This window comes from uncultured Roseobacter sp. (assembly GCF_947492555.1).
GTDB lineage: Bacteria > Pseudomonadota > Alphaproteobacteria > Rhodobacterales > Rhodobacteraceae > Roseobacter.
Genome location: NZ_CANLNE010000002.1, coordinates 391,711 through 415,890 on the forward strand (window position 1 = coordinate 391,711; position 24,180 = coordinate 415,890).

The window sequence follows — 24,180 nt, forward strand, 5'->3', positions numbered from 1 at the left end:
CTGCGGGCAAAGACGCATGCAACGGGGTCACCGCGTGACACGATCAACGACAATCCTGGGTCTGGAAAGCAGTTGCGATGACACTGCCGCTGCGGTTCTGCGACGGCACGAAGACGGTCAAACCGACATTCTGTCCTCTGTCGTAAAGGGGCAAACGGCACTGCACGCCGACTTTGGTGGTGTCGTCCCAGAGATTGCCGCCCGGGCCCATGCCGAGCTGCTCGATCATTGCGTGGAAGAGGCTCTAACAAAGGCAAATTGCAGTTTTTCAGACCTCGATGCAATTGGTGTGACATCTGGCCCCGGCCTCATCGGGGGCGTTGTGTCCGGTGTGATGTGCGCCAAGGGACTGTCTGCCGCAACGGGGCTGCCGCTCTACGGCGTCAACCATCTCGCAGGCCACGCGTTGACGCCCCGCCTCACGGATGATGTCGCCTATCCCTACCTGATGCTGCTGGTTTCGGGCGGGCATTGCCAGTTTCTAATCGTACATGGGCCCGGACGGTTCGAGCGTCTGGGCGGCACAATCGACGACGCCCCCGGCGAAGCGTTTGACAAGATCGCGCGTCTTGTCGGCCTGCCGCAACCGGGCGGCCCATCCGTGGAACAGGAAGCGCGGCAGGGAACGAGCAGCCGTTTTCCATTGCCGCGTCCATTGCTGGACCGTGCCGGATGTGACCTGTCCTTTTCGGGGCTGAAGACAGCCGTTCTGCGGACGCGGGATGCCATCGTCTCTGAGCATGGCGGGCTGCCACAACAGGCGCGCGCCGATCTTTGCGCCGGGTTTCAGCAGGCAGTGGTCGACGTGCTGGCGGAAAAAACCAAACGTGCCCTTGCGGTTTACGGCGCATTGTCACCCGCGCAACCGACACTATGTGTTGCCGGAGGCGTTGCGGCCAACTGGGCCATTCGCGCCGCGTTAGAGACTGTTTCGCTGCGAAATGGAGCTATATTCGTTGCGCCTCCCCTGGCACTTTGCACGGATAATGCAGCCATGATCGCCTTTGCCGCGCTGGAGCAGATGGCCACCCGTCCGGCGGATGGTTTTGATCTCTCCGCCCGCCCGCGCTGGCCGCTCGACCAGACCAGCCCGGCCATGCTGGGCAGTGGCAAGAAGGGAGCCAAGGCATGACGATTTCGGTTCTGGGCGCAGGCGCATTTGGTACAGCGCTCGCCATCAGCCTGTCGCAAAAGACCCCGCTTCAGCTTTGGGCCCGTTCATCCGAGCATGTGCAGGAGATGTCTCGGGATCATGAAAACAAATCCCGTCTGCCCGATCGACCCTTTCCGGCGGCGCTGGCCGTCACCCCGGATATCGACCGCGCAGCCGAAGTGGATATCCTGCTGCTGGCCGTCCCCATGCAGCAGCTGCGGTCCTTCCTGCAGGAGCACCGCGAAGCGCTGGACGGCAAGACGCTGGTGGCCTGCTGTAAGGGGATGGACCTGACCTCGGGCAAGGGACCGCTGGAGGTGATTGCAGACAGTCTGCCCGGCGCGCGCACTGCCTTGCTGACAGGGCCGAGTTTTGCCCGCGACATCGCGGCGGGCCTGCCCACCGGTCTGACGCTTGCCTGCGCGGATGATGATCTGGGGCGACAGGTGCAGGAGGCCCTCTCGACGCCGGTTTTGCGGCTTTATCGCAGTGACGACGTGGTGGGCGCGACCCTGGGGGGGGCGCTGAAAAACGTGATTGCCATCGCCTGTGGCGCTGCGATGGGGGCCGGGCTGGGCGAAAGCGCGCGCGCCGCCGTCCTGACCCGCGGGTTCGCGGAAATGCAGCGGCTGGCCCTGCACAAGGGTGCCAATCCGAACACGCTGGCAGGCCTGTCGGGCTTTGGAGATCTCGTGCTCACCTGCACCTCGGCACAATCGCGCAACTACCGGCTTGGGCTGTCGCTGGGCAAAGCGGAAGCGTTCGACGACAAAATCACCGTGGAGGGTGCGGCCACCGCCCGCGCCGCCGATGCGCTGGCGCGCGAGGAAGGGTTGGACATGCCGATTACTTCTGCGGTTGCGGGGCTGGTCGAAAAACGGTTGGATGTGCGCCAAGCGATGCATGACCTGTTGTCGCGCAGCCTGAAGGAAGAATAGATGCTTGTTGCCCTGATAGCGCATGACAAACCCGGCGCACTGTCTGTACGACAGGAAAACCGGCCCGCGCATGTGGAATACCTGAAATCCGGCACGGCTGTGCAGCAGGCGGGCCCATTGCTGGACCATGTGGGTGACATGATCGGATCACTGATCATCCTGGATGTCGCCGACATGGATGAGGCCCGCATATGGGCCGACGGCGATCCCTACGGCAAGGCAGGGCTGTTCGAATCCGTTAATCTGATCCCATGGAACAGGGTGATCGGCTGATGAACTACTGGCTTTTCAAATCCGAAACCACGACCTGGAGCTGGGATCAGCAAGTCGCCAAGGGCGACGCGGGTGAGGAATGGGATGGTGTGCGTAACTATCAGGCCCGCAATTTCATGCGCGAGATGGCCGTGGGCGATCTTGGCTTTTTCTACCATTCGCAAAAAGAGCGCGCGATTGTTGGCATCGTCGAGGTCATCGCCGAGGCGCATCCTGACAGCACCACCGAGGATGAGCGGTGGGAATGCGTGGACATCAAGGCGGTGAAACCGGTGAAAACGCCCATTACACTCGATGATATCAAAGCAGATCCGCGCCTGTCCGAGATGGTGCTGGTCCGCAATTCACGGCTGTCGGTGCAACCGGTGACCGCAAAGGAATGGCAGATTATCTGCGAGATGACCGGCGTTTCGGACTAGCCGGGTTGCCTTCTTGATGGCAGTCTCCCGTCAGAATACGGGAGGCAATTATGGAATATCTGAGTGTTTTGATCGCCGGGGTGGCGGGGTTCATGTTTGGAGCCGTCTGGTACACTGTGCTGGCCGATAGATGGATGGCGGCGTCAGGCGTAGCACGAGACGAGAGCGGCAAACCCGCCAACAGATCAGACCCGATTCCCTATATCACCAGTCTTTTGGGCGCGATCCTTGTGGCCGGCATGATGCGACATGTGTTTGAGCTGAGCGCAATTGACACGGTGGGCAAAGGGCTTGTCTCGGGTCTGGGCATCGGGCTCTTTCTCGTCAGCCCCTGGATCGCAACGTTCTACAGTTTTGGTGCACGACCGCGCAGCCTGATCCTGATCGATGGCGGATATGCTACATTCGGCTGTACCGTGATCGGTATCGTTTTGACACTGTTCTGAAAGGTCCGGCAAAAAAGACGAAGGGTCCTGACATGACGCCAGAACCCTTCTTCACCCCACGTGCTCCCATATCCACCGCACGTGTTTGAAACTGGTCCTGGCCATGCTGGCCGGATGAGTAATTGCTACATCAGGCAGCAAAGAATTGCAATTTTTCAGTGTTTTAAAAGCCTGCTAAAAAAGAAACGCCTCCTTAAGAAAAGAAGGCGCTCCGGATCACGTTTTGGTCTTGATCAGCCGTAAACGGCTTCTTTGCCAAAGTGTTTGGTCAGCATGTAGTAGACAACAGCGCGATATTTATTGCGCTCCGACTGACCATAGGTTTCGATAACCTTGCTAATCGCTGCATCAAGCTCAGGCCCATCGGACAGGCCCAGCTTCTTGATCAGGAAGTTGTTTTTCACGGTTTCAATCTCGCCCGCCTGGCTGGAGGCAACGGTCGCCGCATCCGCATCATAGATTGAGGGGCCGCAGCCGATTGTGACTTTTGTCAGCAAATCCATGTCCGGCGACATGCCACATTTACTCTTCAGATCATCTGCATATTGCGCAATCAAATCGTCCCGTTTGCCCATAAAAATTCTCCCACCTGGCAAAATCGGCCGGGGTGTCCGACCGTTGCGCGCAAGACTAATCACATATTTCCATTCACAAAAGGAGTTTTTGTCTGTCGCATTCCCCGTTGCAAAGCCCTGCTTACCGGCACAGGCCACTGCCGCGATGCTGCAGGTGGAAATGATCGGCATGCAATCGGTTGAAGGAAGGTCCCAACGTCAGGCGAAACCACGTACAGGCCGCATTGCGCACATCCGCAAGAAAAGCGCCCGCCGGACCATCTTCCCCCCAACTTTCCAACAGTGAAATCCGCGTGCCATCCGCCAGCACGAAGCCAGCGACATCCACGGCTTCGGCCCGTGCATGCGTGCTCATCCGCGCTCCAGTGCCACGGGGCGTACGAATGGGTCGACATGAATAGCTGGAGATATGGTTCACGCGGGCAATGCGCTGTCCGAAATGGTTTTCCGCAGCCGGTTGCGCCCCGTGCTGCAGCCACATCGCCATACGCAACGCCGTCTGGCACCGCGTATTCAACGGATCGAGACGTGCACCGGAGACACCGGACAGCAAGACCTGATCGGCAATGCCGCATTGGGCGTTTTCCACGAGATCGGGCAGGGGTTGCGCCACGGCCCCGGTCATCAATGCCTGCAGACATACCTCGGGCGCGGCCAGCGCCCGGCTCAGTTTCCAGTGGGTCAATGGCGTGACCGGATCATTGACGGATAGCGGTGCCATGGGGTTCCAGGCGGCGGGCAGGGGCGTATCCGGCAGGGTCATCAAACGATACGCACCGAACAGGGCGGCGCACAGAATGACAAACGCCGCCCGACCTAATGCGGGGCGGCGTCTGATCTTGTCAGGCTCTGTCTCCGGCTGATCCGGCACGCGCCTAGTAGCGGTAGTGTTCCGGCTTGAACGGCCCTTCGGGGGCGACGCCGATATAGGCTGCCTGATCCTTGTCGAGCTCTGTCAGTTTCACACCGATCCGGTCCAGATGCAGACGGGCCACTTTTTCATCCAGATGCTTGGGCAGGATGTAGACCTCGTTTTTGTACTCGTCGCCTTTGGTCCACAGCTCAATCTGGGCCAGTACCTGGTTGGTGAAAGACGCAGACATCACAAAGGACGGGTGGCCCGTTGCGTTACCGAGGTTCAGCAGACGACCCTCAGACAGCAGGATCAGACGATTGCCATTCGGCATCTCGATCATGTCCACCTGCTCTTTGATGCTGGTCCACTTGTGGTTCTTCAGCGCGGCAACCTGGATTTCGTTGTCAAAGTGGCCGATGTTGCCGACAATCGCCATGTCCTTCATCTCGCGCATGTGCTCGATGCGGATCACGTCCTTGTTGCCGGTGGTGGTGATGAAGATATCCGCGGAACCAACCACATCTTCCAGCAGCACAACCTCAAAGCCGTCCATCGCAGCCTGCAGTGCACAGATCGGGTCCACTTCGGTGACCTTCACCCGCGCACCGGCACCGCGCAGCGAGGCGGCAGAGCCTTTGCCCACATCGCCGTAGCCCATCACAACGGCAACCTTGCCCGCCATCATGGTGTCTGTCGCACGACGGATACCGTCGACCAGCGATTCTTTACAGCCGTATTTGTTGTCGAACTTCGACTTGGTCACGGAATCGTTCACGTTGATCGCGGGGAAGGGCAGCTGGCCTTCGCGCACCAGTTCATACAGACGGTGCACACCGGTGGTCGTCTCTTCCGAGACGCCGACAATCTGGTCGCGCATTTTTGTGAACCAGCCGGGGCTTTCTTCCATACGCTTTTTAATCTGCGCCTTGATCGCGACTTCCTCTTCAGAGCCGGGAACAGGAATAACTTCCTCTCCGGCTTCGGCACGGGCGCCAAGCAGAATATACAGTGTCGCATCGCCACCATCATCCAGGATCAGGTTCGGGCCCTCAGGGAACATGAACGACCTGTCGAGATAGTCCCAGTGCTCTTCCAGCGACTGACCTTTGATCGCGAAGACAGGCGTGCCGCCTGCGGCAATCGCGGCTGCTGCGTGGTCCTGCGTGGAGAAGATGTTGCAGGACGCCCAGCGCACATCCGCGCCCAGCGCCACAAGCGTTTCAATCAGAACGGCCGTCTGGATGGTCATATGCAGAGAACCCACAATCCGCGCGCCCTTGAGCGGCTTGCTCTCGCCATACTCGTCGCGCAGCGCCATCAGGCCCGGCATTTCCGTTTCTGCAATATCGAGTTCCTTGCGCCCGTAGTCGGCGAGCGCGATGTCACGCACGATAAAATCTTCTGCCATCATTTACATTCCCTGCATCCAAAGTTGCCGTTCAGATAGCACCGGGGCTTAAAAGGGACAATGGAGTAATACGACCTTACCCTTTGACACCTTCGCCAATAGGTTGCGGGACCGAGTACCAGTCCTGGCCACTTGCAACCACGCAACTGATACCGTCCGGGCGCGTGATAAAGATGGTGAAACTGCCGGTACGTCGGGAGGTCCAGATTTCGATCAGTCGCGACGCGTTTTGCAGACCGCCACCCGCCATTTGTTCGCTGTAAGTGCTTTTTAGCGAATTGACGAGGTCACCGCGTGGCAGGCAGGCCGTCTGGGCCGCCAAGGGGGGCGCAAGCGCTGCTGCGCCAAAGACAAGGGCTGCCGAAAAAAGACGTTTAAACATGGGATTGCTCCTTGATCAGGGGCGCACCGCATGAAGGTAATAAGACGCCGTGCGCCTGTTGCTGTTTATACTGTCAATATAAGCTCGATCAGGCGGATTTGCGACGCGCCGGGCCGCACATTCCTGTGCTCTTATCGTGAGGAAGGGATTTGCCAGTGACCGGGCCGCGGGATAATCAGGTGCAAACACACGAGGATGACCCGATATGGCCAGATCGCCGGCACGCGCATGGCAGCGGATGCTGTCAGGACGCAGGCTTGACCTGCTCGACCCGACGCCCGTCGACATAGAAATCGAAGATATCGCGCATGGTTTGGCCTTCGTGGCGCGTTGGAACGGCCAGACACGAGGAGATCACGCCTACTCCGTGGCCGAGCATTCGCTTTTGGTAGAGACGCTTTTTGGCCGTATCGCCCCAAAAGCGCCTGCCAAATGGCGTCTTGCAGCGCTGCTGCATGACGCGCCGGAATATGTCATCGGAGACATGATTTCCCCGGTCAAGGCAGCCGTTGGTCCGGACTATGGCGCGCTGGATGATCGCCTGGCGGCAGCGGTGCATATTCGGTTCGGTCTGCCAGCAGCGATTCCCGTTCAGATCAAGAAACAGATCAAAAAGGCCGACAAGATCAGCGCCTGGATGGAAGCCACGCAGATTGCGGGGTTTTCACAAGCTGAGGCCAGCAAGTTTTTTGGCAAGCCGGACGCGAGAGCCATGGACGACCTGCAGATCGTGTTGCGCCCGCCGGTCGAGACCCGCCGCGCCTTTACCGAGCGTCACGCAATGCTCCTGGAGGAAATGGGATGATTCACGTGCGACCGGCATTGCCTCTCGACTGCGCCTCCATGGCGCGGCTGTTGAATGAAATCATCGAAATCGGTGGGACAACCGCGCTGACCAAACCCGTGACAGGCGATGATCTGAAAGACTGGATGGCAGGCCATTCAAGCGGGTCCGCCTGGCATGTGGCGGTGAATGAACAAGAAGAGGTCGTTGGGTTTCAACTGCTTGAACCCCATCCAAAGCTGCCACCCGATGCCGTGGACATCGCCACATTTGTGAAGGTGGGTCAAACCGGCCTAGGGATTGGATCGGCGCTGTTCGATGCGACGGCAAAAGCGGCAAAAGAACTGGGCTATGTGTGGATCAATGCCACGATCCGCGCGGACAACACAGGCGGGCTGACCTATTATCAAAGCCGAGGGTTCAGAGACTGGCACTTTGACGAGGATGTTGCTTTGGCGTCTGGGCAACTGGTCAACAAGATCAGCAAACGATACGACATCTGACAAAAGTTGGCCTGAAAGCCCACCCTACCTGTCTGCCATCACCCTCGCCGCCAACAGGTAGGGTGGGCTTTCAGGCCACCCCTCTGTCGGCATTATCTGGGCGAGCGCTTTGCCAGTATGCGCTGCAGCGTTCTGCGGTGCATGTTCAGGCGTCGTGCGGTTTCACTGACATTGCGGTCACAGAGTTCAAACACCCGCTGGATATGCTCCCATCGCACGCGATCCGCGCTCATCGGATTTTCGGGCGGCGGCGGTAGATCATCCCCCCGTGCCAACAAGGCGTTCACGATATCCGCCGCGTCAGCTGGTTTCGACAAATAGTCCGTCGCACCAATTTTCACGGCGGCTACGGCTGTCGCAATTGCACCATATCCCGTCAACACGACAACCCGAATGTCGGGACGTTTCTCACGCAGCACCTCGACCACATCGAGGCCATTTCCGTCTTCGAGCCTTAAATCGACCACGGCGTAGGCCGGGGGCCGGGCTGTCGCAATCGCCTTGCCTGCCGCTACGGAGTCCGCAGTCTCCACGGAAAAACCGCGTTTCTCCATCGCCTTGGCAAGCCGACGCAGAAAGGGTTCATCGTCGTCCACCAGCAAAAGACTGGCGTCTTCTCCGAGGTCCAATTGAGCAGCTTCCTGCATCGGCGCTTTCCTTAGCACGGTTGTCAGTCATCCTTATGCAATATGTGGCAGTGCAGGGCACTCGTCAAACCATGTGTGGTGGTTTCAGGTGTTTTCCACAAAGCAGGCAACTGTGTCCGCGATGTCCTGAGCCGTCGCCTCACGCCGGAAAAACTCGACGAAGCCCTTTTCCGGCAGCACCAGATAACTGAATGTCGAGTGATCGACGAGGTAGTAATCATCGTCCCCGTCATGCGCCTTGTAATACGTGCGATAAGCCTCGCTCGCCGCTTTCACCTGCTCTGGCGAACCCGTCAGGCCGATCATCCGTTCATGCAGGTTCTGTGCGAAATCTCCGACAACTTCAGGAGTGTCGCGCTTGGGATCGATGGAGATAAAAACCGGCGTGACGGAAATGTTTTTCTCCGCGAGCATATCCACGGCATCCGCATTCCGCGCCGTGTCGATCGGGCAGACGTCCGGGCAGAAGGTATAGCCGAAGTACAGCAGCGTGGGTTCGGTGATCACATCCTGATCCGTGACGGTTTCGCCAGCTGCATTCACCAGCTCAAACGGACCACCAATCGCACCCGCACCACCGGCAACCTGGCTTGCGCTGCATTGCGCATAAGCGTCGTCACCCGTCGGCGATTGCGTGGCAAACCAGATCCCGGCCAGAAGACCGAAGATGGCGATAGCGGAAAGGGGGGCGATGTAGCGCATGGGTGTCGCTTCTCCTGATTTGCAACGTTAGGGTGTTCCTATCAAATCGAAGTCGTACCGTCCTGCGACATCTATGCAACTCAACAAGCGGTGAGCCCGGATGCAGGAAAACACTGTCAGACCTCTCGGCGGGGACACGCGCGCCAGCTGGATACGCCTGCGGACCATGATCCTGTTGCGCTGGTTTGCCATTGGCGGCCAGCTCACGGCGATCACGGTGGCGCAGCATTGGTACGGGCTGCAACTGGAGCTGGGGCTCTGCTATCTGGTCATCGGCGCCTCGGTCATCGCCAATCTGGTGGCCATCTTCATTTTCCCGGAAAACAAACGGCTCGGCGAAGTCGAAAACATGCTGATGGTGATGTTCGACCTGCTTCAACTCAGCATTCTGTTGTTCCTGACCGGTGGGCTGCATAATCCCTTTGCCCTTTTGATGCTGGGGCCCGTCACGATTTCCGCAGCTGTTCTCACCCTAAGATCAACGGTTCTTCTGGGCAGCACTGCGATTCTGATGGTGTCCATCCTGTCGCAAATCCACCTGCCCCTGCGCACCGACAGCGGGTTGATTTTGGAGATCCCGCAGCTGTTCGTTTTTGGCCATTGGATCGCCCTGATCATCGCAATTGTCTTTATCAGCGCCTATTCCGTGCGGGTCACCTCAGAAATACACTCGATGTCGGACGCTTTGGCGGCCACGCAAATGGCGCTGGCGCGCGAACAGAAACTGACCGATCTTGGTGGCGTCGTTGCTGCTGCAGCGCATGAGTTGGGAACGCCACTGGCGACCATCAAGCTGGCCAGTGGCGAATTGTATGAAGAGCTGATCAATCATCCCGACCTGCGGGAAGACGCAGCACTCATCCGTGAGCAGGCGGATCGGTGCCGCGACATTCTGCGAGACATGGGGCGCGCTGGAAAGGATGATCTGCATCTCCGGCAGGCACCCCTCATGGCGGTGATCGAAGAGGCCGCCGAACCGCATATGGGGCGCGGCAAGACTGTGCACTTCCACCATCTGGGCGATCCCACGGAGCAACCCTCCATCCTGCGCAAACCGGAAATCATCCACGGTTTGCGGAACCTTATCCAGAACGCCGTCGATTTCGCGGAAACGGACATTTGGATCGAAGCCGGGTGGAGTGACGACAGCATTTCCCTGCGCATCATGGACGACGGGTGCGGCTTTCCGCCACAGCTTTTGGGGCGGATCGGTGATCCATTCATGCGCCGTCGGCGCAACACGGCCAGTAGCGGCCTGCGGCCAGGGTACGAAGGCATGGGGCTGGGTCTGTTTATCGCGAAAACCCTTCTTGAACGGTCTGGCGCGGAACTCCGCTTTGCCAATGGCCGCGATCCTGTTGCGGTGGAAGAGGGCAAACGCACCGATCTGGGCGCTATCGTGCATGTGACATGGGAGCGACAGCGCATAGATGCCCATGACCGCGACCAAGCCCGCCAATTCGGGGAAAACCGCCAGTTCGCCGTCTGAGCCGTTCGGGAAATTAACCAGCCGTTAACTAACGCCAAGGAATAGTAAACCTGTCTTCATCTGAAACAGGGATTGTTCGGCTCATGCCTTTTTGGGACATAGCGGCCATCGTCGCTGCTGCCGGGCTCAGCACAGGTGCCGCATTATTCTGGATCATGCGACCGGGTCCCACGTCGGCGAGCCCGTCACCCGACATGACGCGCGAAAGCCGTCCGGACGGTATCTCTTTCCTCTTCGACCGGGAAGACCTGCATCATGCATCTGAAACTGCGCAACAACTCTATCGGTTGATCCCTGGCCAGGATGACTGGCAATCCTGGCGTGAACGCATGCTGAACCGGTTTCCCAGCCTGCCCGAACATCCAATGTCAAACCAACCTGGGTCCGTAACAGTGCCGGCGCGGCATGCCGAGGACACGGCGACCCTGAAACTCACACACCGTGGGCAGTTCACCCAGATTCATATGGACGATGACCGGATGATCAACGCCGCACAGTCGCAAAAACTGCGCGCGCTGCACCGGGAGCTCGCCGATTTGCGGCGGGCCAGCGATACCACACCGCACGCGGTCTGGCAGGTGGACCAGATGGGCAAGGTTACATGGCACAATGCGGCTTACGAAGATCTGTACAACCGGTTACACAACACGGCCCCCCAAACAACCAAACCCGTTTTCGAGGTTTCTGATGCCGCAAACGAGAGCACTGGTCGGCAGCGCGTGTCTACCCAATCCAAGGCGGATGGCAGGAAAGACTGGTACGACGTGAATGCGGTCACCGTCGGTGACATCACGATATTCCACGCGGTGGATGTGAATGCGGTGGTGAAATCGGAAGTCGCCCAGCGCAATTTCGTACAGACCCTGGCAAAGACCTTTGCACAACTCTCCATTGGCCTGGCCATTTTTGACCGAAACGGACAGCTGGCCCTCTTCAACCCGGCCCTGATTGATCTGACCGACCTGCCCGCCGATTTCCTGAGCGGGCGCCCGACGCTTTTGTCATTCTTCGACCGGATGCGCGAAAACCGTCGGATGCCGGAGCCCAAGAATTATCATTCCTGGCGCCAGGAGATCTCAGAAGTAATCGCCGCCGCTACGGACGGTCGGTACCAGGAGACATGGACCCTGGAGACCGGGCAGACCTACCGGGTCCGCGGGCGACCACATCCCGACGGGGCCATCGCCTTTCTAATCGAAGATATTAGCGCTGAAGTGTCTCTAACAAGGAACTTCCGAGCAGAGCTGGAGCTTGGACAGTCTCTGATGGACACATTCGATGAAGCATTGGTCGTCTTCTCCTCCACCGGCGTTCTGACCTTCTGCAACATTGCCTACCGGGAGCTTTGGGGGCTCGATCCGGACAATTCCTTTGCCGATGTGACCATCGCGGATTCCGTGCATGAATGGAAACGCCTATGCAAACCGGGCACGCGCTGGCCTGCGTTGACGGATTTTGTCCGCGGCTATGGCGATCGTACCACCTGGGATATGCCGGCAAAGCTCAGCGACGGTACCGCTCTTTCGTGCACTGTGTCACGTATTGCGTCCGGGGCAACGGTGATCCGTTTCATCCCGACCGGTGCAACGAAAGCCAAGTCAGCACGGACAAAGCTCAACCGCCCGTCTGCCTGAACCCTCTTACCCCTTGCAGCCAACCCTGCGCGCGGTAAGCATGGGGCATGACCGCCAACCAGATTTCCCATCAGTTTGACACCAGCGATGCGACCGCTTTGGCGGCAGCGGCACTCGGACCCATGCTCGAACCGGGGGATACCGTTTTGCTGAACGGCCCCGTGGGCGCTGGCAAAACCCATTTCGCGCGGCACCTGATCCGCTCCGTGCTGATCGCGCCCGAAGATATTCCCTCTCCCACGTTCACCCTCGTGCAGACCTATGACACCACCATCGGCCCCCTTTGGCATGCCGATCTCTACCGCATCGGCACCGTGGGCGAGATCGAGGAGCTGGGTCTGGGAGAGGCTTTTGAGACCGCGATCTGCCTCGTAGAGTGGCCCGACAGGCTGGGCGAACTGCGCCCGGAAAATGCGCTGAACATCTGGCTGAAGGACGGCGCGTCGGAAGACAGCCGCATGCTCTGCGCCGATTGGCTGAATCCGCGGTGGACGGAGAAAATGAAGGCCTGGGCGCTATGACGGCGCGCGATCAGGACCTTCAGGCTTTTGTCGAACGGGCAGGGTTGGGGGCCGCGAGGATCACACCGCTGGCCGGGGATGCGTCCACGAGACGCTATGACCGGCTCGTACAGCCAGATGGCATGCGCGCAGTTTTGATGGACGCACCGCCTGCGAAGGGCAATGACATACGCCCTTTTGTGCGCATTGCCGCCTATCTCGCAGGCATCGGGCTCAGCGCGCCGCGTATCTATGCCCAGGACGACAAGCTGGGGTTCCTGCTGCTGGAAGATCTGGGAGATGACCTGTTTGCCCGCATTCTGGAACAGGAGCCACACCGCGAAGAAACACTTTATGAAACGGCCATTGATGCGTTGGTTCATCTGCACCGTGCGCCGCCCCCGGCACTGGCCTCTTATGACGCCGCAACACTCGCCTCCCTCACCGCGCCAGCCTTTGACTGGTACCAGTTCGGCATAGCCGGAGAGATAGACAAAAACGCGCGCGCGGCGTTTTCAGAACTGTTTCTAAGACATCTCGCACCGCTCGACGCGCAGCCCAAAGTACTCATTCAACGAGACTATCATGCGGAAAACCTGCTCTGGCTGCCCGACCGGGAAGGGTTGGCGCGGGTGGGGTTGCTGGATTTTCAGGACGCAGTACTTGGGCACACGGCCTATGATCTGGTCTCGCTCTTGCAAGACGCCCGTCGGGACGTATCGCCTGAGCTGGAAGAGCACATGATCGCCCATTTCCTGGAGCAGAGCCCGCAAGACCACACCGCGTTTACGACCGCCTACGCGGTCCTTGGGGCCCAGCGCAATCTGCGCATTCTGGGGGTTTTTGCAAGGCTCTGTCTGCGTTACGGCAAGGCACATTACATTGACCTGATCCCGCGCGTATGGGGCCACGTTCAGACAAATCTGCGCCACCCGGCCCTTGCAGATGTCGCCGAGCACATCCACCAATCCCTGTCGCCTCCAACCCCGGAGGCCCTGAGCCTTTTGAGATCGAAATGCGCGACGTTCCCGGATCAGTAATGCTGTTCGCAGCCGGGTTTGGCACGCGCATGCGGCCACTGACCGACGCGCTGCCGAAACCGATGATCCCGGTGGCGGGTCGACCGCTGATCGATCATGCGCTGGACCAGACGGTTGGCGTGCCGCTGGACCGGATTGTTGCCAACCTGCATTACAAACCTGCAAAACTGGCAGAACACTTGGCCGCGCGGGAGGTCATTACTGTACTTGAGCACCCCGAAATCCTCGATACAGGCGGCGGATTGCGCAACGCGATATCGCATCTGGGGCGGGGTCCGGTTTTCACCCTGAACAGCGATTCCATCTGGAAAGGCCCCAGCCCGCTGGCGTTGCTCCGGGACGCATGGCAACCGGAGGAAATGGATGCGCTTTTGATGTGTATCCCGGTTACGCAGACACACGCCTATTCGGGGCAGGGCGATTTCGAAATCGACCAGAACGGCAGGCTGCACCGGGGCCACGGTCACGTCTACAGCGGCGCGCAGATCATCAAGACCGACAGGTTGCAGGAAATTGACGCCACCAGTTTTTCGCTGAACATCCTGTGGGATTTGATGTCCGCGCAAAACCGGCTTTTCGGGATCAGCTACCCGGGACATTGGTGCGACGTCGGCCACCCCGGCGGCATCGACATTGCCGAAGCCTTACTGGTCCGATCCGATGTTTGAAAACGGCTCTAACAAAAGGCTTTTCGGCATTTCGCCGGGTGTAGATTTTCCGCGCGCCTTGGTTGAAGGATTGGTTGCGCGGATGTCTGGTCAGCCACCCGAGGCCATGGCACGTGTGCAGCTGATCGTGAACACACGCCGGATGCAACGCAGATTGCGTGATCTCTTTGATACTCAACCCGCGATGTTGTTGCCAAAGATCAGGTTGATCACCGATCTTGATCTGATTGATCCAAGTCTGGCGCTGCCGCCCCCCGTCTCGCCGTTGCGGCGCAGGCTGGAACTGATCGCATTGGTTTCGCGCCTCATTGCGCAGCAAAAGGACCTCGCGCCTCAATCCTCTCTCTATGATCTCACCGACAGCCTCGCCAGCCTCATAGACGAAATGCAGGGCGAAGGCGTAACAGCTCAAACCATCGCTGATCTGGACGTGACCGATCAATCCGGACACTGGCAACGGGCACAGCAGTTCATTCAGATTGCGCAGGCCTATCTGGATCAAACCGACACGGCACCAGATCAGGAAGCACGCCAGCGTCTGCTTGTGACCGCACTGGCCGATAAATGGCAGCGTCAGCCACCGGGTGATCCGGTGCTGATCGCGGGCTCCACCGGGTCGCGGGGCACCACGATGTTGTTGATGCAGGCGGTGGCAAAGCTGCCGCAGGGCGCGCTGATCCTGCCGGGGTTCGACTTTGACATGCCGCTTAGCGTCTGGGCACAGCTGGGCAACGCCATGGCGTCGGAAGATCACCCGCAATACCGTTTTCACAAAATGATGACGGAGATGGCGGTGACCCCCTCTGATGTCACGCACTGGCATGATGCACCCGCACCGTCGCCTGCGCGGAATGCGCTGGTGTCTTTGTCCCTGCGGCCCGCGCCCGTGACAGATGCCTGGCTGACCGAAGGTGCAAAGCTGACCAATATCGCCGAAGCCACGGCAGATGTGACACTGCTGGACGCGCCCAGCCCCCGGGACGAGGCGCTGGCCATCGCGTTACGGCTCCGTCAGGCCGCCGAGGTCGGGGAAACCGCCGCTTTGATCACGCCCGACAGGGTGCTGACCCGGCAAGTGACGGCGGCGTTGGATCAGTGGGACATCCTGCCCGACGATTCAGCGGGCACGCCGCTGCACCTCTCCCCGCCCGGGCGCTTCCTGCGCCACGTGGCCAACCTTTTTACCCGCCGTCTGGACACCGAGTCACTGCTGACACTTTTGAAGCACCCGCTGACACACAGCGGCGGCGCGCGCGGCCCGCATGTACTCAACACGCAACGGTTGGAGCTGTGCATCCGGAAACACGGGCTGCCCTATCCCGACCCCGCAGGCATCCTGCGTCTGCTGGAAAAGTCGGTGGCCAAAGCGGAAGATCAGGCAGCGCTGCAGGATTGGGCACAGTGGGTGGGCCAGACCTTTGCCGGGCATATGACGTCCGAGGTACGTCCACTTGCCACTTGGGTAAATAACCATATTACCTTGTCAGAGACTATTTCCGCAGGTCTTGGCTACACAGATCCCGGCGAGCTGTGGCAAAAGAAAGCCGGACAAAAAGCCCTGCAAGTGATGCAAAATGTTGCGTCACAGGCTGAATACGGCACCACCATGACGGCGGCCGACTACGGCGATTTGATCGGCGCGCTTTTGTCGGGGGAAGAGATCCGCGACCGCGACGCCCCGCATCCTGACATCATGATCTGGGGCACGCTTGAGGCGCGGGTACAGGGGGCCGATCTTGTCATCCTCGCCGGTCTCAACGATGGCACATGGCCCGAAGCACCCGCGCCGGACCCGTGGCTCAATCGCGCGCTGCGACATCAGGCCGGGCTGTTGCTGCCGGAACGACGCATTGGACTGTCCGCGCATGATTACCAGCAGGCCATCGGCGCCAAGGAGGTCTGGCTCACCCGCGCCATTCGCTCCGATGACGCGGAAACCGTCACGTCGCGCTGGCTGAACCGGTTGCGTAACCTGCTGGACGGGCTGCGCGATCAGGGTGGGCCACAAGCCTTGGCCGATATGCTGGCGCGCGGTGATCTCTGGCTCGCCCGCGCCGCCTGTTTTGAACGTGTTGACCCCGCGGACCCGGCAAAACGGCCCTCTCCGAAACCACCCCTGGAGGCCCGACCGCGTGCCCTGTCGATCACCGAAATCAAACGCCTGATCCGCGATCCCTATGCAATTTACGCGCGACATGTCCTGAAACTCTCGCGCCTCGGGCCGCTGGTGCAAAGCCCCGATGCGCTGATGCGCGGCACCCTGGCGCATGAGATCATGGAGGGTTTTGTACAGGACACGTTGCAAGACCGCGCACTGCTCTGCGCCGATCACCTGATGGCGGTGGCACGTCGGGTGATGACAACGGAGGTGCCGTGGCCTGCTGCACGCGCCATGTGGCTCGCCCGGATCGAAAAGATCGCCGATTGGTTTGTGGCACGAGAACAACTGCGGCAAAGCTACTCGACGCCTGTCGCCTTCGAGGCGCAAGCCAAAGGACAACTGGTCTGGCCCGACATCGGGTTCACCCTCAGCGCCCGCGCCGACAGGATCGACCGGACCGAGGATGGTGATGTCCTGATCTACGACTACAAGACCGGCAAGCCACCCACAGCGAAACAGCAGGCGACCTTTGACAAACAACTGCTGATCGAAGCGGCGATGATCGAAGAAGGGGCATTTGCCACGCTGGGTGCTTCCTCGGTCGCATCGGCGATTTTCATCGGGTTAGGCGCACATCCGGAAGAGGTATTGGCCCCGCTGGAGACCGAACCCCCCAGAGAAACACTGGGAAATCTGCGCGCGTTGATCGACGCTTATCTTGACCCCGGGCAGGGGTTCACTTCCCGCCGCATGATGCTGCAGGACAAAATCGAAGGTGACTATGACCAGCTCGCCCGTTTCGGTGAATGGGACGCGACGGACGACCCCGCGCCGGAGGATCTGTCATGACCCGGCGGGACGATGCCACAGAAGCACAGGTGCGCGCCGCGCGACCTGACGCTTCCACCTGGCTGGCCGCCAACGCCGGGTCCGGCAAGACGCGCGTACTGACCGACAGGGTGGCGCGGTTGTTACTGGATGGGGTGGAACCGCAACACATCCTCTGTCTGACGTACACCAAGGCCGCCGCCTCCGAGATGCAGAATCGGCTGTTCAAACGGCTTGGGGCCTGGGCGATGCTGCCCGAACCAGCGCTGCATGCCGCGCTGCGCGACCTCGGTATCGAAGGGGCGATCGATAGCGCCCGGTTGCGGGATGCCCGCACGCTCTTCGCCCGCGCGATCGAAACGCCGGGCGGGTTGAAAATCCAGACGATCCACTCCTTTTGCGCCTCGCTTCTGCGCCGCTTTCCGCTGGAGGCGCGGGTCAGCCCGCAATTCACCGAAATCGAAGACCGCGCCGCCGATCTGCTGCGCGCCGAGATTGTGGACCAAATGGCTGAAGGGGCAGACAGCAGCCTGATTGACGGCATCGCACGGCACTACACGGGCGAAGATTTTTCCAAACTGACCCGCGCCATTGTCCAGCATCGCGAACTGCTGTCCCAACCCCTGACATGGCCTGAAATCCTTGCAGTACTTGAACAACCAGCGACGCTGTCAGAGGGGCAGATTGCGCAGGATGTCTTTCTTGGTGGCGAGGATGATCTGATCGCCGCGATCCTGCCAGCCATGCGGGAGAAGGGCGGGAATGACGGAAAGGCAGCAGAAAAACTCGCAGCGCTGGGGTCGTTGGGCTTTGACGCGTTGCCGGGGCTCGAAGGGGTCTTTTTGACCGGTGCCACGGCGAAATCCCCCTTCACCGCGAAAATCGGAAGCTTGCCAACCAAACCGACACAGAGCGTGTTGAGTGATCACATGCCAGCGCTCAATGCCTTCATGGATCGTGTGGAGACCGCGCGGGAAGCGCGCCTTGCCTTGAACGCGGCGCGGAAAACGCAGGCCCTCCGAGATTTCGCCACCCGGTTCATCGCGCATTACGAGGAACGCAAACTGCTGCGCGGATGGCTCGACTTCGACGACCTGATTTTCAAGGCGCGCGACCTGCTGAACGACCCCGCCGTTGCCGCCTGGGTGCTGTTCCGGATCGACGGCGGCATTGACCACATTCTTGTAGACGAGGCGCAGGACACCAGCCCCACGCAATGGGATGTGATCCGCAAACTGGCCGCTGAATTCACCAGCGGCGAAGGCGCGCGCAAAGACGTCGCGCGCACGCTTTTTGTGGTGGGTGACAAAAAACAGTCGATCTATTCGTTTCAGGGTGCCGACCCGCGGGAATTCGACCGGATGCACGCGGAGTTTAAATCCAAGATGGAGGCGGCGGATCAGCGGTTTCAGAGCCTGACATTGGGATATTCCTTCCGATCCTCTGCTGCCGTGCTCGGGGTGGTCGATGCCGCCTTTGAGCATCGCGAAGAAGCCGGCTTCACCGAAGATGCCCGCCATATCGCCTTCAAGGATGCCTTGCCCGGGCGCGTAGACATCTGGCCAGTGATCGAAAAGCAGGACGATGCGGATGACCGCCTGTGGTACGAACCGCTGGACCGTCGCGGCGCCCGCCATCACACCATGATCCTGGCCAATCAGGTTGCAGATCAGATCAAGCAGATGATCGACACCGGCCAAACCATCCCCGTCGATGTGGACGGTGGTCATGCCAGACGGCCGGTTCAGCCCGGTGATTTTCTCATTCTGGTGCAACGCCGGTCCGATCTTTTTGCCGAGATCATCCGCGCCTGCAAAAATCACGACCTGCCCATTGCAGGTGCCGACCGGTTGAAGGTTGGCGGCGAATTGGCGGTGCGTGACCTGGCTGCGCTGCTCTCCTTTCTGGCCGTGGCCGAAGACAGCCTGTCGCTCGCCACGGCGCTGCGATCCCCGCTGTTCGGTTGGACAGAGAAAGAGCTGTTCGATCTCGCCCATGGTCGCAGCGAAGACCATCTCTGGCAGACCCTGCGCAGCAAGCCCGATGCCTATCCCGAAACACTGGGCATCCTGAACGATCTGCGCGCCAATGTGGATTTCCTGCGCCCCTATGACCTGATCGAACGGGTGCTGACACGGCACAGCGGGCGGCGGCAGTTGCTTGCCCGGTTGGGACGCGAGGCGGAGGATGGGATCAACGCACTGCTCTCGCAGGCGCTGTCTTATGAACGCAACGCGATCCCCAGTCTCACCGGGTTTCTGGTCTGGATGGACACCGACGATCTGGAAATCAAACGCCAGATCGACAGTGCCTCGGACCAGATCAGGGTGATGACGATCCATGGCGCCAAAGGGCTGGAAGCGCCCATCGTGATCCTGCCCGACACCGGCAAGCGCGACATACAGATCAAGGATGACATCCTGAAAATCGGGGACCACCCGGTTTGGAAAACCAATGCCGCCGAGATGCCGCAGATCATGGCGGAGGAAGTGACCACGCTCAAAAATGCGCAGTTCGAAGAGCGTCTGCGGCTTTTGTATGTGGCTCTGACACGGGCAGAAAAGTGGCTGATCGTTGCAGCTGCCGGGGAGCTTTCACGGAAAAATGACAGTCTTTATCAGATCGTGGATGCGGCGCTTGACCAAATGCCAACGGAGGAAATCGCATTTCAGGGCCTGACCATCAAGCGGCACAGCCAAGGATCGTGGGATGCGCTGCAAATGGTTCAAACCGAGAGACCGACGCCGCCCAGCGCAACGCTCGATCCGTTTTTTTATCGCAAGGCACCACCCCAGTCCGACCCGGTTGAAACGCTCTCGCCCTCCGATCTCGGTGGCCCAAAGGCACTTGCAGGCGAGCAGGGGCGCGATGAAGACGCCGCCAAAGCCTACGGCAGCCTCGTGCATCTCTATCTTGAACATCTCGCCCATGTGGAGGCGTCGGCATGGCCCGCGGTGGCCGCAACCTTGTCCACCGGACAGCCGGAGGACGCCGAAGCTTTGGCCGAAGCGCAAGCCGTGTTGGAGGCTCCGGCGCTGCGCCATCTCTTTGCCCCCACAACCTTGGCGGAGGTGCCTGTTTCCGCGCCGTTAAAACAGGCCCGCATGTATGGAATCATCGACCGGCTAATCGTGTCCGACGATGCGATTCTGGCAGTGGATTTCAAAACCAACCGCGTCGTGCCAGCAACGGCGGACAGCTGTCCGCTGGGCCTGCTGCGCCAAATGGCCGCTTATGCCGAAGGACTGCGACACATCTATCCCGACAAGCGCATAGAAACGGCGATTCTGTGGACAAAAACCTGCACCCTGATGCATCTGCCGCACGAAATCGTGACGCAGGTGTTAGAAAGCCCGCAACATCTTGACCTCGGACCGAGGGCTACATAGGTTCATCCTCCAAGCATAGCCTGTCAGGAGAGCACCATGGCCACCCTTGCTGTAACAGACGATACATTCGACTCCGAGGTCAAGAATTCCGACATCCCCGTGGTTGTCGATTTCTGGGCGGAATGGTGCGGCCCCTGCAAGCAGATCGGCCCCTCGCTCGAAGAGCTGTCGGACGAGATGAACGGCAAGGTGAAGATCGTGAAGGTCAACGTCGACGAGAACCCGAATTCACCCGCGCAGATGGGTGTACGTGGCATCCCGGCGCTGTTTATCTTCAAGGACGGTCAGGTCATTTCCAACATGGCGGGCGCCAAGCCGAAAGCCGCGCTGCAAAGCTGGATCGAAGACTCCCTCTGACCGCCGGTCAATTATTTGCAGATGAGATGGGCGTCCGGGTCGGGCGCCCTTTTTTTAATGCCCGGCATTCCGCCCATGCGCTTTTGCGCGCCCTTGTACCCCCCAAAAGCGCAGGCCATATAGAGCACCACGCAGAAGGAGACCAGAATGGCACAGGACGATTTCCCCGGATGGCATGGGACCACGATCATCGGGGTGAAAAAGGCCGGTGAGGTTGTGATTGCCGGTGACGGTCAGGTCTCTCTCGGGCAGACGGTGATCAAGGGCACGGCGCGCAAGGTGCGCAGGCTGAGCCCCGGCGGGTTTGATGTTGTGGCCGGGTTCGCCGGGTCCACCGCGGATGCCTTCACGCTGCTGGAACGGTTGGAGGCCAAACTGGAAGCGACGCCCGGTCAACTGGCGCGTGCCAGCGTCGATCTGGCCAAGGATTGGCGCACGGACAAATACCTGCAAAAGCTTGAGGCGATGCTGATCGTTTCCGATGGCAAGGATATCTTTGTCATCACCGGTGCGGGTGACGTGCTGGAACCGGAACATGATGTCGCGGCCATCGGGTCGGGTGGAAACTTTGCGCTCGCCGCCGCACGCGGGCTGATGGACAGCGACCGATCCGCCGAAGACGTCGCGCGCGACGCCATGGCCATCGCTGCGGACATCTGTGTCTACACCAACGGCAATCTGACCGTGGAGAAAATCAGCGCATGATCGACAAGGACGATCTCCGGGCGTCCGTCAGCGCGGGAATCGTGACCGAAGCGCAGGCTGCTGCCCTCATGAGCCTTGCGCACAGTCGCAGTGGTGCGCGCGAAAACCTCGCGCCGGGGGACGAACCTTTTGAACTCTTCAAAGGGTTCAACGAGATTTTCATCGTGGTCGGCATGGTCATCCTCGCATTCGGCTGGATCGGTATTGTCACCTTCGGGATTGCCAATGATCCGCTGGGCGTGCGGCAGACACTGATCACCTCCAGCCTTGCAGCCGCCGTCGTGCTTTGGTTGCTGTCGGAATACTTCATCCGCCGCCGCCGCATGGTCGCCCCGGCCATCGCGCTCGCCATTCTCTTTGCCATCAACGCGGCCTATGGGCTGGCGGGGGCCTTTTCAGAAATTCTGATGGTGGCACAAGGCGATAACAGCAGCCTGCCACTGCCCTTTGCCCTCGCAACCATCGCACTGTTCATCTACTGGTTCCGCTTCCGCGTCCCCTTTGCGCTGGCGCTCATCGCACTTGCGGCGTTCGGGGTCGCCCTTCTGATCGCAGGGAACAGCAGCGGTTCGCCCCAGTCGATTGAAGAGCTTTTCCTGCTCTCCGCCGGGGGGCCTTTCGCATGGATTACGCTGGCCCTGGGCCTTGTCGTTTTTGCCATCGCGATGATGTTCGACATGTCCGATCCGCACCGGGTCACGCGGCGCGCGGCAAACGGGTTCTGGCTGCATGTGGTGGCCGCCCCCGCCTTGGTGAACACGCTGGCCCTCACCCTGCTTGATCGCGAGGGCAGCTGGGCCGACACCACGCTGATCGGCGTGCTGATGCTCTTTGCGCTGGTCGCCATCATTATCGACCGCCGGTCTTTCCTGATTGCCGCCATCGGCTACACGGTGATCCTCACAACAACCATTTTCGAAGGCGACGGCGCCGTCTATACCGTCTTCTTCCTTGGTGTGGTTCTGCTTTTCCTCGGCGCGCGCTGGGAAGCGATCCGCGCCCGTCTGCTGGCCCTGATGCCCGGCTTCATCCCGCTGCATCGGTTGCCTCCTTCACATGTGACAAAGGTTTTCCAATGACTGACCTGACCCCCCGCGAGATCGTTTCAGAGCTTGATCGCTTTATCATCGGGCAGAAAGACGCCAAACGCGCGGTCGCCGTGGCGCTGCGCAACCGCTGGCGGCGCAAGCAGCTGGCCGATGATTTGCGCGACGAGGTTTACCCCAAGAATATCCTGATGATCGGGCCCACCGGTGTCGGTAAAACCGAGATCAGCCGCCGGTTGGCGAAACTGGCCCGCGCGCCGTTCCTGAAGGTCGAGGCGACGAAGTTCACAGAGGTGGGCTATGTCGGGCGGGATGTGGAGCAGATTATCCGCGATCTGGTGGACAGCGCCATTGCCATGACCCGCGACTACATGCGCGAGGACGTGAAGGCCAATGCCCGCCACGCCGCCGAGGAGCGGGTGATTGATGCTATTGCCGGTGCCGATGCGCGCGAAGGCACCCGCGAGATGTTCCGCAAGAAGCTGAAAGCGGGGGAGTTAGACGGTGAGATGATCGATCTCGACGTGGCCGATACCTCCAACCCCTTCCCGATGATGGATATTCCCGGCCAGCCGGGTGGCGGTATGGGCATGATGAACCTGGGTGATATTTTCGGCAAGGCGATGGGTGGTCGCACGACACGCAAACGGCTGTCCGTGGCCGAAAGCTATGACGTGCTGATCGGCGAGGAAGCGGACAAGCTGCTGGATGATGAAACCGTGACCAAGGCGGCCATCGACGCGGTGGAACAGAACGGCATCGTATTTCTGGACGAGATCGACAAGGTCTGTGCCCGGTCGGATGCGCGCGGCGGCGACGTCAGCCGCGAAGGCGTGCAGCGCGATCTGCTGCCGTTGATCGAAGGCACCACCGTCAGCACCAAACACGGGCCGGTGAAAACCGACCACGTGCTGTTCATCGCCTCGGGTGCCTTTCACATCGCCAAACCTTCCGACCTCCTGCCAGAACTTCAGGGCCGCCTGCCGATCCGCGTGGAATTGCGCGCCCTGACGGAGGAGGATTTCGTGCGCATCCTGACGGAGACCGACAATGCGCTGACCTTGCAGTACACCGCCCTCATGGGCACCGAACAGGTCACCGTCAGATTTGAGCCGGAAGGCATCGCAGCCCTCGCGAAAATCGCGGCGGATGTGAACCAGTCCGTGGAAAACATCGGCGCGCGGCGGCTTTACACCGTGATGGAACGGGTGTTCGAGGAGCTGTCGTTCAACGCCCCCGACCGCGCGGGTGACGAAGTTGTCGTGGATGCGGCATTTGTCGACAAGAACCTCGGCGCGCTCACGAAATCCACGGATATCAGCCGCTACGTGCTTTAA

The 24,180-nt window shown here is 60.0% G+C and carries 24 protein-coding genes; 18 read left to right on the plus strand and 6 right to left on the minus strand.

Going from position 1 to position 24,180, the window contains the following annotated elements; all coding sequences use genetic code 11:
* Positions 1 to 34 precede the first annotated feature (34 nt).
* From tsaD to Q1A07_RS08970, 5 genes are read left to right on the plus strand one after another with little or no spacing between them, the layout of a single operon-like run.
* On the plus strand, positions 35 to 1,132 hold the full coding sequence (gene tsaD / locus Q1A07_RS08950) for a tRNA (adenosine(37)-N6)-threonylcarbamoyltransferase complex transferase subunit TsaD (protein WP_299779932.1): 1,098 nt from the start codon (positions 35 to 37) through the stop codon (positions 1,130 to 1,132).
* Positions 1,129 to 2,091: an NAD(P)H-dependent glycerol-3-phosphate dehydrogenase gene (locus tag Q1A07_RS08955; protein WP_299779934.1), complete on the plus strand. Its 963-nt coding sequence runs from the start codon at positions 1,129 to 1,131 to the stop codon at positions 2,089 to 2,091. The genes tsaD and Q1A07_RS08955 overlap by 4 nt, the downstream gene beginning before the upstream one ends.
* On the plus strand, positions 2,092 to 2,364 hold the full coding sequence (locus tag Q1A07_RS08960) for a YciI family protein (protein WP_299779936.1): 273 nt from the start codon (positions 2,092 to 2,094) through the stop codon (positions 2,362 to 2,364). It begins immediately after the preceding gene.
* Complete coding sequence (locus tag Q1A07_RS08965; protein WP_299779938.1) at positions 2,364 to 2,783, plus strand: EVE domain-containing protein; 420 nt, start codon at positions 2,364 to 2,366, stop codon at positions 2,781 to 2,783. Before Q1A07_RS08960 ends, Q1A07_RS08965 begins: the two co-directional genes overlap by 1 nt.
* Before the next feature lie 50 nt (positions 2,784 to 2,833).
* Positions 2,834 to 3,229, plus strand: a complete 396-nt coding sequence (locus Q1A07_RS08970) for a DUF1761 domain-containing protein (protein WP_299779940.1) — start codon at positions 2,834 to 2,836, stop codon at positions 3,227 to 3,229.
* 233 nt (positions 3,230 to 3,462) lie between these two features.
* Here Q1A07_RS08970 and Q1A07_RS08975 read toward each other — a convergent pair whose 3' ends face one another.
* From Q1A07_RS08975 to Q1A07_RS08990, 4 genes are all read right to left on the minus strand, one after another.
* The gene (locus Q1A07_RS08975; protein ID WP_299781382.1) at positions 3,463 to 3,804 is read right to left on the minus strand and encodes a DUF2853 family protein; all 342 of its coding nucleotides are present in this window, start codon (positions 3,802 to 3,804) and stop codon (positions 3,463 to 3,465) included.
* 121 nt (positions 3,805 to 3,925) lie between these two features.
* Complete coding sequence (locus tag Q1A07_RS08980; protein WP_299779942.1) at positions 3,926 to 4,567, minus strand: extensin family protein; 642 nt, start codon at positions 4,565 to 4,567, stop codon at positions 3,926 to 3,928.
* 112 nt (positions 4,568 to 4,679) lie between these two features.
* Entirely contained in the window at positions 4,680 to 6,068 is a 1,389-nt protein-coding gene (gene ahcY / locus Q1A07_RS08985; protein WP_299779944.1) for an adenosylhomocysteinase, read from the minus strand.
* 76 nt (positions 6,069 to 6,144) lie between these two features.
* On the minus strand, positions 6,145 to 6,450 hold the full coding sequence (locus Q1A07_RS08990) for a hypothetical protein (RefSeq protein WP_299779946.1): 306 nt from the start codon (positions 6,448 to 6,450) through the stop codon (positions 6,145 to 6,147).
* Between the two features lie 205 nt (positions 6,451 to 6,655).
* Between Q1A07_RS08990 and Q1A07_RS08995 the strand changes: the two genes are divergently transcribed.
* Together Q1A07_RS08995 and Q1A07_RS09000 are read left to right on the plus strand one after the other, a co-directional pair.
* The gene (locus Q1A07_RS08995; protein WP_299779948.1) at positions 6,656 to 7,255 is read left to right on the plus strand and encodes an HD family hydrolase; all 600 of its coding nucleotides are present in this window, start codon (positions 6,656 to 6,658) and stop codon (positions 7,253 to 7,255) included.
* Entirely contained in the window at positions 7,252 to 7,737 is a 486-nt protein-coding gene (locus Q1A07_RS09000; RefSeq protein WP_299779950.1) for a GNAT family N-acetyltransferase, read from the plus strand. Before Q1A07_RS08995 ends, Q1A07_RS09000 begins: the two co-directional genes overlap by 4 nt.
* 92 nt (positions 7,738 to 7,829) lie before the next feature.
* On the opposite strand, the gene Q1A07_RS09005 is transcribed toward Q1A07_RS09000, so the two are convergent.
* Both Q1A07_RS09005 and Q1A07_RS09010 read right to left on the minus strand, forming a co-directional pair.
* Positions 7,830 to 8,384 carry an ActR/PrrA/RegA family redox response regulator transcription factor gene (locus tag Q1A07_RS09005; RefSeq protein WP_195821055.1) on the minus strand — a complete coding sequence of 185 codons (555 nt, stop codon included), beginning with the start codon at positions 8,382 to 8,384 and terminating at the stop codon, positions 7,830 to 7,832.
* An 84-nt stretch (positions 8,385 to 8,468) separates the two neighbouring features.
* Positions 8,469 to 9,086 carry an SCO family protein gene (locus Q1A07_RS09010; protein WP_299779956.1) on the minus strand — a complete coding sequence of 206 codons (618 nt, stop codon included), beginning with the start codon at positions 9,084 to 9,086 and terminating at the stop codon, positions 8,469 to 8,471.
* Between the two features lie 100 nt (positions 9,087 to 9,186).
* Here Q1A07_RS09010 and regB point away from each other — a divergent pair, with 100 nt between their 5' ends.
* The 11 genes from regB to hslU all read left to right on the plus strand — a co-directional run bounded on the left by regB (position 9,187) and on the right by hslU (position 24,180).
* Complete coding sequence (gene regB, locus Q1A07_RS09015) at positions 9,187 to 10,575, plus strand: sensor histidine kinase RegB (RefSeq protein ID WP_299779958.1); 1,389 nt, start codon at positions 9,187 to 9,189, stop codon at positions 10,573 to 10,575.
* Positions 10,576 to 10,658: 83 nt separating this feature from the next.
* Positions 10,659 to 12,209, plus strand: a complete 1,551-nt coding sequence (locus Q1A07_RS09020; protein WP_299779960.1) for a PAS-domain containing protein — start codon at positions 10,659 to 10,661, stop codon at positions 12,207 to 12,209.
* Positions 12,210 to 12,256: 47 nt separating this feature from the next.
* Entirely contained in the window at positions 12,257 to 12,730 is a 474-nt protein-coding gene (gene tsaE / locus Q1A07_RS09025) for a tRNA (adenosine(37)-N6)-threonylcarbamoyltransferase complex ATPase subunit type 1 TsaE (protein ID WP_299779962.1), read from the plus strand.
* Complete coding sequence (locus Q1A07_RS09030; RefSeq protein WP_299779964.1) at positions 12,727 to 13,749, plus strand: phosphotransferase; 1,023 nt, start codon at positions 12,727 to 12,729, stop codon at positions 13,747 to 13,749. The genes tsaE and Q1A07_RS09030 overlap by 4 nt, the downstream gene beginning before the upstream one ends.
* Positions 13,749 to 14,417, plus strand: a complete 669-nt coding sequence (locus Q1A07_RS09035) for a nucleotidyltransferase family protein (RefSeq protein ID WP_299779966.1) — start codon at positions 13,749 to 13,751, stop codon at positions 14,415 to 14,417. Before Q1A07_RS09030 ends, Q1A07_RS09035 begins: the two co-directional genes overlap by 1 nt.
* Entirely contained in the window at positions 14,410 to 17,367 is a 2,958-nt protein-coding gene (gene addB / locus Q1A07_RS09040; RefSeq protein WP_299779968.1) for a double-strand break repair protein AddB, read from the plus strand. The genes Q1A07_RS09035 and addB overlap by 8 nt, the downstream gene beginning before the upstream one ends.
* Positions 17,364 to 20,735 (plus strand): double-strand break repair helicase AddA, encoded by a 3,372-nt coding sequence (addA, locus tag Q1A07_RS09045; protein ID WP_299779970.1) that lies wholly within the window; start codon positions 17,364 to 17,366, stop codon positions 20,733 to 20,735. Before addB ends, addA begins: the two co-directional genes overlap by 4 nt.
* Positions 20,736 to 20,771: 36 nt before the next feature.
* A complete protein-coding gene (gene trxA / locus Q1A07_RS09050) occupies positions 20,772 to 21,092 on the plus strand; it encodes a thioredoxin (RefSeq protein WP_299779972.1) in 321 nt (106 codons plus the stop codon).
* A gap of 147 nt (positions 21,093 to 21,239) precedes the next feature.
* Positions 21,240 to 21,797: an ATP-dependent protease subunit HslV gene (hslV, locus tag Q1A07_RS09055; protein WP_299779974.1), complete on the plus strand. Its 558-nt coding sequence runs from the start codon at positions 21,240 to 21,242 to the stop codon at positions 21,795 to 21,797.
* Positions 21,794 to 22,876, plus strand: coding sequence for a hypothetical protein (locus tag Q1A07_RS09060; RefSeq protein ID WP_299779976.1), 1,083 nt, complete (start codon positions 21,794 to 21,796; stop codon positions 22,874 to 22,876). The genes hslV and Q1A07_RS09060 overlap by 4 nt, the downstream gene beginning before the upstream one ends.
* Complete coding sequence (hslU, locus tag Q1A07_RS09065; protein WP_299779978.1) at positions 22,873 to 24,180, plus strand: ATP-dependent protease ATPase subunit HslU; 1,308 nt, start codon at positions 22,873 to 22,875, stop codon at positions 24,178 to 24,180. Before Q1A07_RS09060 ends, hslU begins: the two co-directional genes overlap by 4 nt.

What these genes read in the sequence shown, in the direction of transcription:
- Q1A07_RS08975 (WP_299781382.1), bottom strand. Translation starts at nt 3,804, where the DNA reads ATGGGCAAACGGGACGATTTGATTGCGCAATATGCAGATGATCTGAAG.
- Q1A07_RS08955 (WP_299779934.1), top strand. Translation starts at nt 1,129, where the DNA reads ATGACGATTTCGGTTCTGGGCGCAGGCGCATTTGGTACAGCGCTCGCC.
- Q1A07_RS08995 (WP_299779948.1), top strand. Translation starts at nt 6,656, where the DNA reads ATGGCCAGATCGCCGGCACGCGCATGGCAGCGGATGCTGTCAGGACGC.
- Q1A07_RS09020 (WP_299779960.1), top strand. Translation starts at nt 10,659, where the DNA reads ATGCCTTTTTGGGACATAGCGGCCATCGTCGCTGCTGCCGGGCTCAGC.
- Q1A07_RS08990 (WP_299779946.1), bottom strand. Translation starts at nt 6,450, where the DNA reads ATGTTTAAACGTCTTTTTTCGGCAGCCCTTGTCTTTGGCGCAGCAGCG.
- trxA (WP_299779972.1), top strand. Translation starts at nt 20,772, where the DNA reads ATGGCCACCCTTGCTGTAACAGACGATACATTCGACTCCGAGGTCAAG.
- Q1A07_RS09010 (WP_299779956.1), bottom strand. Translation starts at nt 9,086, where the DNA reads ATGCGCTACATCGCCCCCCTTTCCGCTATCGCCATCTTCGGTCTTCTG.
- ahcY (WP_299779944.1), bottom strand. Translation starts at nt 6,068, where the DNA reads ATGGCAGAAGATTTTATCGTGCGTGACATCGCGCTCGCCGACTACGGG.
- Q1A07_RS09000 (WP_299779950.1), top strand. Translation starts at nt 7,252, where the DNA reads ATGATTCACGTGCGACCGGCATTGCCTCTCGACTGCGCCTCCATGGCG.
- Q1A07_RS09060 (WP_299779976.1), top strand. Translation starts at nt 21,794, where the DNA reads ATGATCGACAAGGACGATCTCCGGGCGTCCGTCAGCGCGGGAATCGTG.
- Q1A07_RS09005 (WP_195821055.1), bottom strand. Translation starts at nt 8,384, where the DNA reads ATGCAGGAAGCTGCTCAATTGGACCTCGGAGAAGACGCCAGTCTTTTG.
- Q1A07_RS08965 (WP_299779938.1), top strand. Translation starts at nt 2,364, where the DNA reads ATGAACTACTGGCTTTTCAAATCCGAAACCACGACCTGGAGCTGGGAT.
- hslU (WP_299779978.1), top strand. Translation starts at nt 22,873, where the DNA reads ATGACTGACCTGACCCCCCGCGAGATCGTTTCAGAGCTTGATCGCTTT.
- Q1A07_RS09035 (WP_299779966.1), top strand. Translation starts at nt 13,749, where the DNA reads ATGCTGTTCGCAGCCGGGTTTGGCACGCGCATGCGGCCACTGACCGAC.
- regB (WP_299779958.1), top strand. Translation starts at nt 9,187, where the DNA reads ATGCAGGAAAACACTGTCAGACCTCTCGGCGGGGACACGCGCGCCAGC.
- Q1A07_RS08980 (WP_299779942.1), bottom strand. Translation starts at nt 4,567, where the DNA reads ATGACCCTGCCGGATACGCCCCTGCCCGCCGCCTGGAACCCCATGGCA.
- tsaE (WP_299779962.1), top strand. Translation starts at nt 12,257, where the DNA reads ATGACCGCCAACCAGATTTCCCATCAGTTTGACACCAGCGATGCGACC.
- Q1A07_RS08970 (WP_299779940.1), top strand. Translation starts at nt 2,834, where the DNA reads ATGGAATATCTGAGTGTTTTGATCGCCGGGGTGGCGGGGTTCATGTTT.
- Q1A07_RS08960 (WP_299779936.1), top strand. Translation starts at nt 2,092, where the DNA reads ATGCTTGTTGCCCTGATAGCGCATGACAAACCCGGCGCACTGTCTGTA.
- Q1A07_RS09030 (WP_299779964.1), top strand. Translation starts at nt 12,727, where the DNA reads ATGACGGCGCGCGATCAGGACCTTCAGGCTTTTGTCGAACGGGCAGGG.
- addA (WP_299779970.1), top strand. Translation starts at nt 17,364, where the DNA reads ATGACCCGGCGGGACGATGCCACAGAAGCACAGGTGCGCGCCGCGCGA.
- addB (WP_299779968.1), top strand. Translation starts at nt 14,410, where the DNA reads ATGTTTGAAAACGGCTCTAACAAAAGGCTTTTCGGCATTTCGCCGGGT.
- hslV (WP_299779974.1), top strand. Translation starts at nt 21,240, where the DNA reads ATGGCACAGGACGATTTCCCCGGATGGCATGGGACCACGATCATCGGG.